Source organism: Psychrobacillus soli, assembly GCF_006861775.1.
Lineage (GTDB): Bacteria > Bacillota > Bacilli > Bacillales_A > Planococcaceae > Psychrobacillus > Psychrobacillus soli.
In genome coordinates this window covers 15,553-29,983 of sequence record NZ_VDGG01000029.1, presented here as the reverse complement: position 1 = coordinate 29,983, position 14,431 = coordinate 15,553, and the positions used below count along the sequence as shown (strand labels likewise).

8 protein-coding genes are annotated in these 14,431 nt (G+C 36.9%); 6 read left to right on the top strand and 2 right to left on the bottom strand.

Annotated features, from left to right (window positions below; translation table 11 throughout):
• The first annotated feature begins 620 nt into the window (after nucleotides 1-620).
• The gene (locus FG383_RS13775; RefSeq protein ID WP_246097009.1) at nucleotides 621-2,543 is read left to right on the top strand and encodes an FUSC family protein; all 1,923 of its coding nucleotides are present in this window, start codon (nucleotides 621-623) and stop codon (nucleotides 2,541-2,543) included.
• A 45-nt stretch (nucleotides 2,544-2,588) separates the two neighbouring features.
• Here FG383_RS13775 and FG383_RS13770 read toward each other — a convergent pair whose 3' ends face one another.
• The gene (locus FG383_RS13770) at nucleotides 2,589-3,296 is read right to left on the bottom strand and encodes a thermonuclease family protein (protein WP_142607971.1); all 708 of its coding nucleotides are present in this window, start codon (nucleotides 3,294-3,296) and stop codon (nucleotides 2,589-2,591) included.
• A 106-nt stretch (nucleotides 3,297-3,402) separates the two neighbouring features.
• A complete protein-coding gene (locus FG383_RS20975) occupies nucleotides 3,403-3,546 on the bottom strand; it encodes a hypothetical protein (RefSeq protein WP_185907951.1) in 144 nt (47 codons plus the stop codon).
• A gap of 315 nt (nucleotides 3,547-3,861) precedes the next feature.
• On the opposite strand from FG383_RS20975, the gene FG383_RS13765 reads away from it, so the two are divergent.
• From FG383_RS13765 to FG383_RS13745, 5 genes are all read left to right on the top strand, one after another.
• The gene (locus FG383_RS13765) at nucleotides 3,862-5,250 is read left to right on the top strand and encodes an aldehyde dehydrogenase (RefSeq protein ID WP_142607970.1); all 1,389 of its coding nucleotides are present in this window, start codon (nucleotides 3,862-3,864) and stop codon (nucleotides 5,248-5,250) included.
• A 209-nt stretch (nucleotides 5,251-5,459) separates the two neighbouring features.
• The gene (locus FG383_RS13760; RefSeq protein WP_142607969.1) at nucleotides 5,460-7,649 is read left to right on the top strand and encodes a sensor domain-containing protein; all 2,190 of its coding nucleotides are present in this window, start codon (nucleotides 5,460-5,462) and stop codon (nucleotides 7,647-7,649) included.
• A gap of 74 nt (nucleotides 7,650-7,723) precedes the next feature.
• Complete coding sequence (locus FG383_RS13755) at nucleotides 7,724-8,773, top strand: M42 family metallopeptidase (RefSeq protein WP_142607968.1); 1,050 nt, start codon at nucleotides 7,724-7,726, stop codon at nucleotides 8,771-8,773.
• Nucleotides 8,774-8,861: 88 nt separating this feature from the next.
• Nucleotides 8,862-10,436, top strand: coding sequence for a peptide chain release factor 3 (locus tag FG383_RS13750; protein ID WP_142607967.1), 1,575 nt, complete (start codon nucleotides 8,862-8,864; stop codon nucleotides 10,434-10,436).
• A gap of 880 nt (nucleotides 10,437-11,316) precedes the next feature.
• A complete protein-coding gene (locus tag FG383_RS13745; protein WP_142607966.1) occupies nucleotides 11,317-14,394 on the top strand; it encodes an efflux RND transporter permease subunit in 3,078 nt (1,025 codons plus the stop codon).
• Nucleotides 14,395-14,431: the final 37 nt, after the last annotated feature.

The window sequence follows — 14,431 nt, the reverse complement described above, 5'->3', positions numbered from 1 at the left end:
GCAACCATTTCTATTAGGAAAGCAACCAAATCTGCACAAGAGCAACCAAATTACTGATGAAAGCAACCAATTTTTAAAATAACAAGTTGACTTGGGGTGAGACGACCAGAATTTGACGCATTATTTATAAACGTTGCGCGAATGGTCTATAATGTTGCGAGTTTGAAGGGGAATGTTGCGCGAATGCCATACAATGTTGCGAGTAACGACTGCAACGTTGCGCATTTTTTTATGGACAATCTTCTCCGAATAAATAGAAAGGATATTGTTGCCGTAGTGCGCCGGACCGCATGAGCCGCAGTCATGAGACCCACTCGTGTGCAACACCAGTTGGCCCATGACTGCGGCAATCGCAAAGCTAGCGGTCCCCTAACGACGCATTATCCCTATGATATCCGTTATTCCATTCATCGTTCCCATTTGCTATACGGGGTGGTGACAGGCACTTGCGCTTTTGTTCTTGCTTTCTATTCTATTGCAAACAGTACAATGACGGTTTACACTTTTATTATTACTTAGCTAAGTAAATATTGGTTCAGATAAACAATTTCGGGGTATTAATAAATGAACAGAGGATTCAAGTTTACGATGGTCAATTTAATTAAAAGTAGGTGATGCAAATGAAAAATAATTTTTTCAGAGGATTAAAAGGAGCTTTTGCTGTTAAAAAAGCTCCATTTCCTTGGATAAGAGCGATTTGTGCAGGAATATGTTCTTCTACACCTATTGTGATTGGATTGCTATTAGGAAATTTTCAATATGGACTACTTGCTGGAATTGGAGGCTTCGCTTATCTTTATGTTTGGAATGAGCCCTTCCCACAAAGAGCAAAGAAAATTTTCTTTGTGGCACTTGGTTTATCGGCTGCGATCGGATTAGGTATTCTGACAGCTTCTTCCCCTATAATATTTGCCATATTGATTGGTTTAATAGGGGGGATTGGGACGTTCATTTTTGGTGCATTAAAAATTCCTGGGCCAGCTTCCATATTTTTTGTAATTGTTTTCGCGATGACTTCCGCTTCTCAACCTGATCCATCTCTCGCTTCAACGTACGCGGGCCTTGTTTTTTTAGGAGGGGTTTTTGCTTGGTGCGTTGCAATGCTTGGTTGGTTTTTTAATCCACAAGGACCAGAAACAAATGCGGTGAAAAGAGTATATTTAGAGTTAGCTTCGCTCTCTCACTCTGTTGAAACAGACCAGTTTAATGCAGCGCGTGAAAGAGTTGTAATAGCATTAAAAGATGCTGACGCAACATTGATCGCCGGGTATGCTTCTTGGAATAGCTCTATCATTTATAAACGATTGTATTTATTAAAAGATCAAGCTAGCTTTATTTTTTCAGATATTTTGGAAATGGTTGCAGAAGGAAGAAAACAGCTACCGCCTGAGTTGGGACAAACAGTTGAAGCATTAGCCCATTCACTTCATTCGAAAAAGAATATGGAAACACCAGTTATTCTTCAGCCTGAAGAAACGGACAAGGCAGTAGATCGATTATTTTCCAAAATCTATGATGCAGATGCAATATTAAATGAACCTTTGACGAAAATAAATCAAAAAATAACGATTTCAAAGCCGACTTTACATAGTGTTTTTTCAGATGCGTTTGATAAAAACTCCATTGTGTTTATTTCTGCATTAAAATATGGAGTAGTTTTGATGATTGCAGCGCTGATTGCCTTTGCATTTGACTTTGATCGCTCATATTGGATTCCAGTATCTTGTGGAGCAACAATGTTAGGTTCTACTATAATGAGTACGTTCCAACGAGGCATTCAAAGATCGATTGGGACCATTGTTGGTGTTTTGATCGTCACGATTGTTCTTTCGTTTGGACCAACTGATGCCTGGGTTGCGTTATGCATCTTAGTGTTCAGCTTTTTCACTGAGCTTTTTATGGTGCGAAATTACGCTTTTGCTGTTATGTTTATTACCCCGAGCTCTTTATTAATAGCAGAAAATACGACACAAATCCATAATCTTTCTTATTTTGCTACTGCCCGAATTACAGATATAATCATCGGTGTTCTCATTGGCCTTGCGGGTGTGTTATTGATAGGTAGACGATCCGCTTCGAGCAGACTTCCTCATCTAATAGCGAAAACGATTCGTAGTCAGTCCCAATTATTTTTTATGTTGTTTTCTGAACAAAATAGTGAGGTAAATGTAGATAAAAGCAAAGCATTAAATAAGTTACGAACTAATTTAGTCAACTTACGAACTATTTATACGACGGCATTAGGGGAAGTACCAACTAACAAAGAAGTTTTAGAATTATTATGGCCAGCCATTTTTTCCATTGAACAGTTAGGGTATGTACTCGAATTTGGTTCTAATCATGCAAATAGACCAGTTCTATCAGATGGAATGCTTGCTCAATTTCTTTTAGTGTTTGAGACGATGGCAAAAACGGTCGAATTACAACATCATGAGAAGAATAAACATGTGCCTATTATAGAAGGATATTCTAAAATCCAACAAGAAATTATTTCTTTACAAAATGCGCTTCAACTTTTTCACAATCAAACCCGACTTACGTAAAAATCCCAAGTCCTTATTATTAGGACTTGGGATTTTCGTATACGATTATTCTCCGGATTTTTTAAAGCCGGCATTAACTGCATCTTGTTCAGTACAAAACCATTCTTCTGGCTTCGTTTCTTCATAATGCTTGCCACTCGGGATATGATAAATTTTCTTTCCTTGACGATTAATATTGCCTTTTATCAGACATTTCCCATTTTCTTCAAATGAACTTTTGTTATTTATCGCAGCAGCGTTAAATCCCCGACTCGTTACATAGCCTGCTGTCTCCCATACACCAATTTTTTCGTTTTTGGCTACTTCCTCTGCTTTTTCAAATTCATCTATGTATGTTGTATTCGGAGGAAAGACATAAGCTACCCGTGCCAGTCCTTCTTTTAAAAGTGTTTCTTGGACACTGATGTCATCAACGTAAATATAAGCGAGTGTTCGATTATAATCGTCTAGTCGATCTCCCACATCAAATTCAATGGAGACTGATCCGCTATTTAGCAATTGTTTATTGCGGGATTTAGCTTCTTCCCCAAATGGCTGTTTTCCAATTGTTTTGTGATGTGTTTCAGGGGTATCAATTAGCAAGTACCGGATAGTTTCAACGTTTCCGTTGTACTTTACTTTAATTGTGTCGCCGTCTATTACATCTATAACTTCTACAGGAAATGTTCCGGGAGTTTGTGTAAATTCATCTGAAGAAATCGCTTCACAACCGGATAGTATGCAAATACAAAAGAGTAAAATCCATTTTTTCATCTTCATCACCTAAAATAAGTTTAACATATAGAACAAGGTGAGAGATTATAATGAAAAAATCAGCTTTTCCTTTATAGGGAAAGCTGATTCTATGTAGAAAGCTTATTCAATTATTACTCTCCGTTTCGTCTAAGTCTTCTGTAAAATATAAAAACGCTTCTTCGTCTAATTCAGTTAATCGTTCTTTGTTTAACCCCATTGCAAATGCACCTGTAAAAATCGGTTCCCACCATGTTTCTGTTTCTGTCATGTTTATTTCCTCCTTTAGTTTCCTTTTATCCATTTGACAAATACATACCCTAATAAGTTTCACGAATAAACTTAATATCTGAAAATGAATCAAATAGCATGCGCTAAAAAGTAAGACTTATAGACTAATGGAGTGGAATGTAAAAAAAGAATTTCTCTCTACATTAAGAGTATTCCACATTATTGGTTTCTCATGTATCGCAAAAAAAAAAAAAGAAATTTTGAGCTCGTCAATGGGCATGTAATATTCTTTCCCATTTTAGAAACTAATAGTATGATTCTTTTAAAGCGAGTTATACATGAAGGGGATGTTTGCGTGTATTTTACAGAACAACAATTAGATACAATTATAAAGGAGCATCAAGCTTATTTTGATACAGGCATAACTAAATCAGCCAAATTTCGAATCGATCAATTAACCATTTTTAAAAAAACAATTAAAAAATATGAAAAAGAAGTCATACAAGCACTTTATCAAGACTTAAGAAAAAGTGAGTTTGAAGCATATACGACAGAAATTGGTTTAGTGTACGATAATATTTCATTTATGATAAAGCATTTGGAAAAATGGATGGAGCCCAAACAAGTAAAAACACCAATTCCACTTATGCCTTCAAAAAGTTTTATCGTACATGATCCATATGGGACGGTATTAATTATTGCTCCGTTTAACTACCCTTTCCAACTCGTAATGGAGCCATTGCTAGGAGCGATAGCCGGAGGGAACTGCGCAGTGATAAAACCTTCCGAGGCAACCCCACATACAACAAAGATCATACAAAAAATAATTGGTGAGGCATTTAATTCAACCTATATTCGAGTAGTTGAAGGAGAGAAAGAAGAAACTTCTTTACTCATACATGCTCCATTTGATTTTATCTTTTTTACTGGCAGTGTTAAAGTTGGAAAACTAGTGATGAAAGCCGCTGCGGAAAGACTGACACCTATTGCGCTCGAATTAGGGGGAAAAAGCCCAGCAATTGTTGATCATACCGCAAATTTAGAAGTAGCGGCGAAAAGAATTATTTGGGGGAAGCTCATAAACGCAGGTCAAACTTGTATTGCTCCTGATTATGTAGTAGTGGAAGAAAAGGTGAAAGAAAAATTTATCGAGCTTTTAAAACAAGTTATTGTACAGTTCTATGGTAAGTCAATTCAAGATAGCCCGGACCTTGGTAGAATTGTTAATGCAAATCATTTCAACCGTTTAAAAACCATTTTAGAAAGAGAGAAAGATCAAATTATTTTCGGTGGAATGACAGACAGTACTGATTTATATATAGAGCCAACTTTACTCACCGGGGTAGATTTTTCAAGTCCATCTATGGAAGATGAGTTATTTGGACCAATATTACCTATAATAGGTTATACGGATCTACCTGCTATCATTCAACGAATTCGTAAATTGCCAAAACCACTTGCTGCGTATATGTTTAGTGAGCATGAGCGGGCACAAAACTATTTTTTGAAAGAACTTCCATTTGGAGGAGGTTGTATAAATGATACGATTTCGCATGCGGGAAGTGCTCATTTACCATTTGGAGGTGTAGGTAATTCTGGGATTCAAGCATATCACGGGGAAGCAAGCTTTACTTTATTTACACATCAAAAATCCGTTATTAAAAAGAGTACAAATTTACCGATAAATGTAGTGTTCCCACCTTATAAAAATAAAGTAAAATTAGTTCGAACTCTTTTGAAATAATAAAACGAACATCCACAATGGAACAACTTTGTGGATGTTTTAATGTAATCTTAAGGAAATTACTTAATAAATCATATTTAAATGCAAAAAAAGAGATGTTTATGTTAAGTTAATAAGTAAAATGATATAAATATTAAGGTTGAATATGATAAAATATAACTATATGTTTTTATACGTCTAATTTGTTTGAAGGGGAAAAGAGAAATATAATGGAGTCCATATTTGATACAAAATCTGATGAGCTATTACATTCACTGAAAACAGCGATTATCAATGAATCTTTGGGTGAAGATATAGCGCTTCAAGAAAAACTAGAAGATGCATTTTTAAAAATGGAATTAATGAATTATGCTTTAAATGAAACAATGATTATAGCAGTGACAAATAAAGCAGGGCAAATTCTATATATAAATGATCGCTTTACGCAGATTTCTGGTTATGAGAGAGAAGAGCTACTAGGAAAAACACATAAAGTAGTTAATTCGAAGGTGCATCCTCCTTCGTTTTTCAAAGAAATGTGGACGATGATTTTAAGTGGGGAAACTTGGACAGGAGAAATTTGCAATCAGCGAAAAAATGGTGAATTATATTGGGTTAAAACGTATATATTGCCTGTTAAGATTAATGAAAAGGAATCGTATTTTCTGAGTATTAGAACTGATATCACATCGGAAAAAGAAAAGGAAAAGTTATTGCAGGCAGCAATCGTTTCTTCATTTGATACGGTTGTAAACCAAGTGAATAATTTGGTTTTTAAAGTGGAGCAGGATGCCTATGGAAGCTTTGGACTTTCATTACTCAGTGGGAAAATTGCTTCTACCTATCTTTCCAAAAGAGGTTTAGAACCGATCAGTCCGACAAGTCAGTCCCTAATGGAAAATAATCTTTTTTCATTAACGCCAATTGATACTTATTTACCGAAAGACATTTCGAAACGATTACTTGAAAACCTTAAAAATGTTTACACAGGAAAAGAAGTTTCTTACAAAGAGTGGCTAGATGATAAGTGTATCCATATTACATTGTCACCACTTGAACAAAATGGAAAAGTAATAGGTGCACTTGGTTTTGGAAATGATATTACAGAGTTGGAATCTGCTAGAAAAGCATTAGCGGAGCTAGCTTACTATGATCATTTAACGAATACTTTTAATACAGCCGCCTTGGAACGGGATGTTCTCCAAAAAGTAATTGCTGAAAAGCCTTTTAGTTTTATCTACATCGATTTAGATCGATTTAAGAATATAAATGATTCTCTTGGTCATGTTACGGGAGATACGCTACTTCAAAAAGTAACCGATAGATTGAAAAAGATGCTCCTTAAAACAGGAAGCTTATACAGAATTGGCGGAGATGAATTTGTTATATTAATAGATGAAGTTTCGCCAGAGGAATCATCTCTCCATTATGCAAAATTATTAATACAGGAAGTGGAGCAACCATTTCTTGTAGATAAAATGGAAGTATACATTTCTTGCTCAATTGGTATATCGCATTTTCCAAGCCATGGAACTAGTCATCACGATTTACACCGTGCGGCAGATATTGCGCTAAACGTCACAAAAGAAAGTGGAAAAAGAAATGCTATTTTATTTGATCATCGACATAAAGTAGCGTTTGTAAACAAAGTTTTATTAGAAAGTGACATTCGGATGGGGCTTGAAAATAAGGAATTTTACTTAGTTTTCCAACCGAAAGTTAAGTTAGAGACAGAATCGATTGATGGATACGAAGCGTTAATTCGATGGAATAAGAAAGGAAAAGAAATCATTTCTCCAAATGAATTTATTCCTTTTGCTGAGGAGACGGGTCTCATCATACCTATTGGAAGGTATGTACTAAGAGAAGCGTGTAGACAAGCAGCGCAATGGCTCCAAGAAGAGGTGCAATTTCATACCATTTCCGTTAATATTAGTCCGGCTGAACTAGAACAAAATGATTTCTTGCAAAATGTACAATCCATATTGGAAGAAACTCGCTTACCTGCACATTATTTAGAACTAGAAGTCACCGAAAATGTGTTGATGAAAAATATGGAGCGATTAACTGGGGTTTTATTGGAATTAAAAGCACAGGGTGTCAAAATTGCGATGGATGATTTTGGTTCAGGTTTTTCAAATTTCCGTTATTTGAGTGATTTACCGATTCATACGTTGAAAATTGACCGATTGTTTATGAATCGTATTTTAGAGAAAAGAGACGAAGTGATCGTTTCCTCGATTATACGTATTGGCCATAGCTTAGGATTAGAAGTTGTTGCAGAAGGTGTGGAAGATGTGGAAGTAATTGATTTTTTGAAAATGCATAATTGCCACACTGTCCAAGGATACTATTATTCGAAACCATTACTTGCACAAGATGTTCCCACATTTACTATCGAAGAGAAAAAAGATTGTTAAATACTTCTTTTTTTCTCTTTTACCGATAGATGACTTTTTGTTAGTATAGAAGGATGGATAGGAGGAAATATGAAATGTCGTTTACTTTTAATCACAAGGAAACCATTGCATTGTTAAAGCAATTAGTGGAGATTCCAAGTCCTTCAGGCTATACAAAAGAGATTATGGATTTTATGGAAAATATATTAAAAGACCTTCAAGTTACTTATATTCGCACGAACAAAGGTGCTTTAATCGCAACGATTAAAGGGGAAGACGATATAAGACATCGTCTATTAACAGCCCATACAGATACATTAGGTGCAATGGTTAAAGAAGTAAAATCAAGCGGAAGATTAAAACTATCAATGGTTGGTGGCTTTAACTGGAATGCTGTCGAAGGTGAGTATTGCACCATTCATACAGCAAGTGGTAAAAAAATCCGTGGAACGATTTTAATGCATCAAACAACGGTACATGTATATAAAAATGCAAGCGGCCTTCCAAGAGATGAGCAAAACATCGAAGTGCGAATCGATGAAAAAGTAACAAGTGCAGAAGAAACAAGAAAAGTAGGAATTGAAGTTGGTGATTTTGTATCGTTTGATCCTCGTTTTGAAGAAACGGACACTGGATTTATCAAATCACGTCATTTAGATGACAAAGCGAGCACTGCTTTACTGCTTCAACTGATCAAATCATTACAAGAAAATAATGTTGTACTTCCAAATACAACACATTTTTATATTTCCAACAATGAAGAAATCGGCTATGGTGGAAACTCTAATATTCCGGATGAAACTGTGGAATATATCGCGGTAGATATGGGAGCAATTGGCGACGGTCAAACCTCCGATGAATATACGGTTTCCATTTGTGCGAAGGACTCTTCAGGACCATATCATTATGAATTAACGCGTCAGTTAGTCAATCTTGCACAGCAAGGGAATATTGACTATAAATTAGACATCTATCCTAATTACGGTTCAGATGCATCTGCTGCAATTCGAGCCGGATTTGATGTGAAACATGCATTATTTGGTCCAGGAATTGAAGCTTCCCATGCGTATGAGCGTACACATATAGACTCTCTAAAGAATACAGCGGAGCTTTTATACGCCTATGTAAACACAAAAATTTTGTAAGAATCGGCTAAAACCGATTCTTTTTTACTTGTTTTTTTGGCCTTAAATCCATATGATAAATAAGTGAATAAGAAGGAGATATAACAGAATGGACATAAAAACACAAGATGAAATATTAAAAAGAAGAACCTTTGCAATTATTTCCCACCCGGATGCTGGTAAAACAACTATTACGGAAAAGCTCTTATACTTCGGTGGCGCAATTCGTGATGCAGGAACAGTAAAAGGGAAAAAGTCTGGGAAATTTGCAACGTCTGACTGGATGGAAATTGAGAAGCAACGTGGAATTTCCGTTACATCATCCGTTATGCAATTTGACTTTAATGATTGCCGGATTAATATATTAGATACACCTGGGCACCAAGATTTCAGTGAAGATACGTATCGTACATTAATGGCAGTCGATAGTGCTGTGATGATTGTCGATGCTGCTAAAGGGATTGAAGCACAAACATTAAAACTATTTAAAGTTTGTCGTATGCGAGGCATTCCAATTTTTACATTTATCAATAAGCTAGATCGTCAAGGGAAAGAGCCTTTAGAGTTAATGGAAGAGTTAGAAGAAGTGCTAGGAATTCAATCTTATGCGATGAACTGGCCAATCGGTATGGGGAAAGAGTTTTTAGGAATTTATGATCGCTATAACAAACGAATCGAGCAATTCCGAACAGAAGAATCGGAAAGATATTTACCTTTAGATGAAGACGGCGAACTAGCGGTTGATCATTCCATGAAACAAACGTCTTATTATACACAAGCAATGGAAGATATTATGCTTCTAAATGAGGCAGGAAATGACTTTGATAAAGAGAAAGTTCTTGCGGGGGACTTGACACCAGTATTTTTTGGTAGTGCCTTGACTAATTTCGGGGTCCAAACATTTTTAGAAACTTACTTACAATTTGCACCAACACCACAACCTCGTAATACGGACAATGAAGAAGAAGTTAATCCTCTACATGAAGAATTCTCTGGATTTATTTTCAAAATTCAAGCGAATATGAACCCGGCTCACCGAGATCGTATTGCATTCGTTCGAATTGTTTCCGGGAAATTTGAAAGAGGTATGACGATAACTCTCGCACGTACTGGGAAAACGTTTAAAGTAACCCAATCTACTCAATTTTTAGCGGATGATCGTGAAACAGTAGAAACAGCTGTAGCAGGGGATATTATCGGACTTTATGATGTTGGAAACTATCAAATCGGAGATACTGTTGTTGGAGGGAAAAAGGCATTTAATTATGAGGCACTTCCTCAATTTACACCTGAGCTATTCGTTAAAGTAACGGCGAAAAACGTATTGAAATCGAAACATTTCCATAAAGGGATTTTGCAGTTAGTGCAAGAAGGTGCGATTCAATATTATAAAACGCTGCACACAGAAGAGGTTATTTTAGGAGCAGTTGGACAGCTTCAATTTGAAGTGTTCGAACATCGTATGAAAAACGAATACAATGTCGAAGTCCGCATGGAACCAATTGGATCGAAAGTAGCTCGATGGATCGAAAACGAAGAAGATGTGAAAGAATCGATGACTGGTCCAAGAAGTATGCTTGTAAAAGATCGCTATGATCAATATGTATTCTTATTTGAAAATGAGTTCGCAACACGCTGGTTCCAAGACAAGTATGAGCATATTAAATTGTATAATCTACTTTAAGCAAAAAGACTACCTTTTATGAGGTGGTCTTTTCTTATGTTTTAGGAACTTTAAAAAAACAGGCGTGTGGATAATTTTTTTTAGTAATATAAGGTATGCCATTTTTTATGTCGCACGCGATATAAAGATAATGGGTCGTAAGGAGTTTCCGCTAACCTTCGCGCTTGCCGTGGGGTTTAGGGATAATGCGCGGTAGTTCGTTGATGAAGTGTCCGCTGGGATTTTCGCTGCAGGGCGGACGCTTTCCGTGGGGTGAGCGATGAGCCTTCACCGCCGCTTAGGCGTCGTTGTGAAGTCTCATTTTGCTCACACAGAGGAACAAAGGCTAAAAACGCCACATCGTGTGGCAACGCCTTCGTGACCAACATCCTGTTGGCCTCCACTGGAGTCGCCGCCTGAAGCGAAAATTCATGGGAACTGCTTACTTATTCAGTGGCAACTCGCAAAAAACAAAATTTTTGCAGTATTTCGTCTGGGTGAATCCAATAGATGGCTTTGGGCAACCGGTTGATCATTGAAAGCAATCAGTTCTAATCGAAAAGCAATCAAATCAGCACGAGAGCAACCAAAATGCCGATGAAAGCAACCAATTATTCAAATCGCAAGATAGACACCTAGAATCGCAAGATACCCGCCGTGAATCGCAAGATAGGCTATTCAAATCGCAAGGTGTTCTCAAATCGCAAGATAGACACCTAGAATCGCAAGATCGAATGCTCAAATCGCAAGGTAGAAACCCCGAATCGCAAGATACCATCCCCGAATCGCAACATATCCACTTCTAAACAATAATCTCCTTCATCTTTCATGCATATTAAATTTGAACTCTTTCCAACTAAGGCATATGATAGTAATAGCAAATTAGAAGGTGGACCCAACAATGAACATAAGTAATTTCTCCATAAAAAGACCAGTCTTCACAACTGTAATTATGTTTTTAATTATCATATTAGGCGGAGTCTCTTTTTTCAAAATCCCAATTACACTAATACCTAACCTAAACCCACCTGTAGCGGTTGTCGTGACGAGTTATCCGGGAGCAAACCCGGTAGAAGTGAATGAAAAAATTACAAAGCCACTAGAATCTTCGTTAAGTACTTTGCCTGGGATTAAATCCATAAAAAGTACTTCCCAAGAAGGCGCAAATTTTATTTTACTCGAATTTGATTGGTCAACAAATATGGATGATGTTGAGCTAGATGTGATGCAACGATTGGATATGACTGTATTGCCAGAGGATGCTGCAAAACCGCAGTTTTTAAAGTTTGATCCTGCACAATTCCCGGTAATTCAACTAGCTCTCAGCGGAACAAGTACAGGGGAAGATATTCGGCTAGTTGCAGAAAGACTAGAAAAAGAGCTCATAAGTACCGATGGAGTAGCAAGTGTTAACGTATCTGGAACGATTATAGAAGAAGTACAAATTTTACTTAATCAAAAGGCATTAGCAGAAAAAGGGCTAACACAAACGGATATTGTACAATTAATCCAAGCAAATAATATATCGCTTCCAGGAGATCCAATTGAAACGGAAGATAAAAAAGCACTCACTACTAGAATTGTAAGTACACTCACAACAGTAGATGACATAAAAAATCTAGTTATTACTGTAAATCCGCTCGACGGGAAAAAAGTAACGATTGCAGATGTTGCTACTGTTGAACTTACAGAACAAGAGCAAAACTTGGAAACGAGAGCGAATGATGAACCAGCTGTTTTACTATCTGTTTTTCAAGAATCTAGTGCAAATACTGCTAGCGTTTCCAAAGCATTTCAACAAGCGCTGAACGAGCAGCTTGAGAAAGAATCGTATAGTGGAATAAAAGCGAATATACTGTTTGACCAAGGGGACTATGTAAAAGCAGCCCTTAATAATATTGAGACGAGCCTTATATCAGGTGCGATTTTAGCGATGCTTGTATTATTCGTGTTTTTAAGAGGTTTAAAAAGCCCTATTATTATCGGTATCGCTATTCCATATTCCGTCATTGTAACGTTTGTTTTAATTTACTTTGCTGGATTTACTTTAAACATTATGACGTTAGGGGCATTAGCACTTGGTATTGGGATGCTAGTGGATAATTCCATTGTCGTAATCGAAAATATCGAAAGGCATTTAGGATTAGGAAAGAAGCCTAAAGAAGCAGCAGCAGTAGGTGCGAAGGAAGTTTCTGGTGCTATTATAGCGTCCACTTTAACGACTATAGCGGTATTTGTACCAGTTTTATTTTTATCAGGCTTAATTGGTCAAATTTTTACGGAGTTTGCTTTAACGATTTCGTTTAGTTTATTTGCATCATTAGTTGTTGCTCTAACAGTTGTTCCAATGATGGCGAGTAGAATGCTAAAGAAATCGAAAGGCAATTTAGAAGCGAAAAGGCGCAGATCGAAGGCCTATAATAATTTTGAACGTTCTATCAGATGGTCACTATCTCATCGTGCAATTATACTTTCGATAACGGTTATTTTATTAGTTATTTCTACGTTCGGATTGTTCCGCATAGGCACAGAGTTTTTACCCGCAACGGACGAAGGCTTTGTAACGATTGCAGTAAGGCTAGAAAATGGAGCTGCCTTTGCTGCAACGGATGAAGTGGTAAAGAAAATAGAACAGCAATTACAAAAAGAAAATGATGTCGAAGTGTATGTAAGTTTTGTTGGTGGCAATCAGGAATCGCAATCGAGAGGAACATCGATGTCCAATAGGGCGGAAATATACGTTAAAATGATTCCTTTAGAAAAAAGAGATCGCTCTATTTTTAAGTTTGTTGATGAAGTACAACCGAAAGTGAAAGAGGTAGTTGGAGAAAATGTCGAAGTGAACTTTAATATGCAAACTGCGGCAGGCTCTGCTCCAAATGCAATTTCTTTTACCATTTCTTCGGTAGACAGCGAACATTTAACTGCTGCAGTTCATGCTGTTACGAATGAAGTCGAAAAAATGCCGGGTGTCATCAGTTTTAGAAATGATTTAACGGAAACAGTCGAAGAAGTGCAAATAACTGTAAAACGAGATGCTGCGACAGAATACGGACTCGCACCAGTACAAATTGCACAAACGGTTAATAATGTGACTAGGGGAGCATTTGCCACACAAATTATTTCAGAGCAAGAAGCTGTATACGGCGTTTATGTCAAATATGACGAGGCATTTCGAAATAACGTCAACCAATTAAAACAATTGAAGCTAAGAACTCCTTCAGGTCTATATATCACATTGCAAGATGTTGCAGATATTGAAGTTGCAGAGGGCCCATTAACGATAAGACGAGTGGATCAAGCAGGAGCGATTACTTTTACGATTAAGTATGAGTCGACATATTCTCTAGGAGCTATGTCTGATATGGTGGATGAAGCAATCGACAATGCTGCACTCGCTGATAATGTAATCGTCTCATTTGGTGGCGATAGAGAATTGTTAGATAATGCGAAAGATGATATGATCTTGGCTGTTTTATTGGCTGTTGTTTTGGTGTATATCGTAATGGCTGCACAATTTGAATCATATAAATACCCATTTGTTATTATGTTTACCGTACCTCTTATTACAATTGGCATATTCGTTGGGTTATTTACAACAGCCACACCAATAAGTATTTCAGCGGTTATCGGGATTCTAATACTAGTAGGTATTGTTGTAAATAACGGGATTGTATTAGTGGACTATATTAACCAGCGCAAAGCAGAAGGTATGGGCTCGTATGAAGCAATTACAACATCGGTAAAAGACAGAGTTCGTCCTATTTTAATGACTGCACTGACAACGATAATAGGTCTAGTTCCGCTTGCACTAGGAATAGGAGAAGGAACGGAAATTAATCAACCGATGGGGATTACTGTTATCGGAGGCTTAATTAGTTCTACTTTCTTAACGTTGTATGTCGTCCCTGTGATTTACAGCTTATTTGATAAAGAAACAAGAAAAAAAGCCTCATCTTACAATTCAAGCCTTGATTAACCAAAAGTAACTGGTAAATTGCTTGTTAACATAGTTC

What these genes read in the sequence shown, in the direction of transcription:
- FG383_RS13775 (WP_246097009.1), top strand. Translation starts at nt 621, where the DNA reads ATGAAAAATAATTTTTTCAGAGGATTAAAAGGAGCTTTTGCTGTTAAA.
- FG383_RS13770 (WP_142607971.1), bottom strand. Translation starts at nt 3,296, where the DNA reads ATGAAAAAATGGATTTTACTCTTTTGTATTTGCATACTATCCGGTTGT.
- FG383_RS20975 (WP_185907951.1), bottom strand. Translation starts at nt 3,546, where the DNA reads ATGACAGAAACAGAAACATGGTGGGAACCGATTTTTACAGGTGCATTT.
- FG383_RS13760 (WP_142607969.1), top strand. Translation starts at nt 5,460, where the DNA reads ATGGAGTCCATATTTGATACAAAATCTGATGAGCTATTACATTCACTG.
- FG383_RS13755 (WP_142607968.1), top strand. Translation starts at nt 7,724, where the DNA reads ATGTCGTTTACTTTTAATCACAAGGAAACCATTGCATTGTTAAAGCAA.
- FG383_RS13750 (WP_142607967.1), top strand. Translation starts at nt 8,862, where the DNA reads ATGGACATAAAAACACAAGATGAAATATTAAAAAGAAGAACCTTTGCA.
- FG383_RS13745 (WP_142607966.1), top strand. Translation starts at nt 11,317, where the DNA reads ATGAACATAAGTAATTTCTCCATAAAAAGACCAGTCTTCACAACTGTA.